Origin of the sequence: Actinokineospora sp. (assembly GCF_050699995.1) — a bacterium.
Classification (GTDB): Bacteria; Actinomycetota; Actinomycetes; order Mycobacteriales; family Pseudonocardiaceae; genus Actinokineospora.
This window is the reverse complement of the sequence record NZ_JBOHGC010000370.1, coordinates 1-2,700: the sequence shown is the minus strand read 5'-3', so window position 1 is coordinate 2,700 and position 2,700 is coordinate 1. Positions and strand designations below refer to the sequence as shown.

2 protein-coding genes are annotated in these 2,700 nt (G+C 70.8%); both read left to right on the top strand.

All coding sequences use genetic code 11. From position 1 onward, the window contains the following. Positions 1 to 114: 114 nt before the first annotated feature. Entirely contained in the window at positions 115 to 1,185 is a 1,071-nt protein-coding gene (locus ACRDSQ_RS18320) for a discoidin domain-containing protein (RefSeq protein ID WP_431422734.1), read from the top strand. A gap of 193 nt (positions 1,186 to 1,378) precedes the next feature. Next, the coding region (locus ACRDSQ_RS18315; protein WP_431422733.1) for a biotin carboxylase N-terminal domain-containing protein at positions 1,379 to 2,700 on the top strand (1,322 nt) is incomplete at its 3' end.

Here is a 2,700-nt window from a genome sequence, read left to right as displayed (position 1 = left end):
GTTACAGCGTTTGGGTGACGGCTCTGGCGCGGGGCTGGGTGTTGCTGGGACATTTCAGCCGCTCGGGCCCAGTGCTGTGCCCGCCTGTCCGAGGCACCTAGGAGAGGACCTGTCGTGCCACCAGGCGGACGCCACTTTCGTCGCGGGCTGCTCGTGGTTGTCGCCGCGTTGCTGGCTGCCCAGGCCCCGGCCGCGGCGGAGTCGCTCGCGCCCACGTCTCCCATGGCCACCACACAGGCCATGGCCGACTTCTGGGCCGCCTATGTCGGCCGTACTGATCTGCGCCGGACCGCGGCCGTTCTTGACCACCGGTTGCGGACCGACACGAGCGGCGACACCGAGAGCGCACGCCGCGCCGCGCGGATCCTGCTCGCCCACGCTCTCGGGCACCATCGGCGCGCGTGGGCCCATCGCCTCGCATTGGCAGGCCTTGACGTGCCGCCGCGGTATCGCCGTTTCGTCGCCGCCGCCCACTCCGAGTCCGATCGTGCGCTCGGCCTGCGCCGCACGCTTCCCGCGCCGACGACAGACATGGGCGCCTATGGCGACCACGTTCCCGCCCGGATGGCCGACGGCGACGCCACCACCTACTTCTGGAGCGCGGGCGCCCCGCGGGCGGGCACCCAGGTCATCCTCGATCTAGGTCGGGTCCGCTCCCTCAGTGCCGTGCGGCTTGTCATGGGCCAGGCCGCGCGTCCCCATGACTTCCTGCGGTCCGGGGTCATCGAGCGGTCGGTGGACGGCACGACCTGGCAGCCGGTCCGCCAGGTCGCGGGCGGGCCCACCGTGGTGGCGGGGCTGTCCGAGGCGACCAGGTACCTGAGGCTGCGGGCCACCGCCGGGCAGCGGCACTGGCTGGCGGTGCGCGAGTTCAGCGTGACCCCCGCGCCGGTCGACGCGTGCGCCGACGGGGTCGCCGAGACCGTGTTCCCCGTCACGTCCGGGGTCGCCGAGGTGCCCGTGGAAGGACCTCGGCCGGTCACCAGCGTGGTCGTCCTGGCTGCCCGGCACACGCCGCCGCGCGGGGAGATCCAGCTCCGTGACGGACTGGGGCCGTGGCGCACTGTGGGTCGGATCGCGGGGGAGTACAGCCACGTCCCCACCCATGGCGTCGTGGCCTCGCAGGTACGTGTCGTTTTTCCGCCGGACTCCGTCGTCGGGGTGCATGAGATCGTGGTCGGCTGATCCGGCGCGGAACCCCGCTGGGCAGGACAATTGGCGGCTGGGTGAGACTTCGGATCCGAGGGTCGGCCGAACGTCCGGAACACGGCGAAGAGGTACCGGCCAGTAGTCCGTCACGTGGGACGATGTTCCCGACTGGCGAGACTAACGCGGTAACCTCCTGCGACCGACCCTGAGTAGCAGGAGGTATCCGGGCATGTTTCGCAAGGTGCTCGTCGCCAACCGCGGCGAGATCGCCATTCGGGCGTTCCGGGCCGGGTATGAACTCGGCGCCGGGACTGTCGCGGTGTTCCCACATGAGGACCGCAACTCCCAGCACCGGATGAAGGCCGATGAGGCCTATGAGATCGGCGAGCCCGGTCACCCGGTTCGGGCGTATCTGTCTGTCGAGGAGATCGTCAAGGCCGCCAAGAAGGCGGGCGCCGACGCGGTGTACCCAGGCTACGGTTTCCTCTCCGAGAACCCCGAGCTGGCCACGGCCTGCGCGGACGCGGGCATCACGTTCGTCGGCCCGACCGCCGACATCCTCGAGCTGACCGGCAACAAGGCGCGCGCGATCGCGGCGGCCAAGGCCGCCGGGCTGCCCGTGCTGCAGTCCTCCGAGCCGTCCAAGGATGTCGATGGGCTGCTCAAGGCGGCCGACGAGATCGGCTTCCCGATCTTCGTCAAGGCGGTCGCGGGCGGTGGCGGCCGAGGCATGCGCCGCGTCGAGGAGCCCAAGGCCCTGCGCGAGTCGCTTGAAGCGGCGATGCGCGAGGCCGAGTCGGCGTTCGGCGACTCCACGGTGTTCCTGGAGCAGGCCGTCGTCGACCCGCGCCACATCGAGGTGCAGATCCTCGCCGACGCCGATGGCAACGTGATCCACCTCTACGAGCGCGACTGCTCGCTGCAGCGCCGCCACCAGAAGGTGATCGAGCTGGCGCCCGCGCCGAACCTCGACCCGGAGCTGCGCGACCGGATCTGTGCCGACGCGGTCAAGTTCGCCCGGCACATCGGCTACCTCAACGCGGGCACCGTCGAGTTCCTGCTCGACACCCGCGGGCACCACGTCTTCATCGAGATGAACCCGCGCATCCAGGTCGAGCACACGGTGACCGAGGAGGTCACCGACGTCGACCTGGTCCAGTCGCAGCTGCGTATCGCCTCCGGTGAGACGCTGTCCCAGCTGGGGCTCACCCAGGACGACATCTACCTGCGCGGCGCGGCGCTGCAGTGTCGCATCACCACGGAGGATCCGGCCAACGGGTTCCGCCCCGACACCGGCATGATCAGCGCCTACCGCTCCCCGGGCGGCAGCGGGATCCGGCTCGACGGCGGCACCGCCGCGGGCGCCGAGGTCAGCGCGCACTTCGACTCGATGCTGGTCAAGCTGACCTGCAACAGCCACACCTTCGCCAACGCCGTCCGCCGAGCCCGCCGGTCCGTCGCCGAGTTCCGGATCCGAGGCGTGGCGACGAACCTGCCGTTCCTGGCGGCGGTGCTTGACGACCCCGACTTCCGCGCCGGCCGGGTCACCAC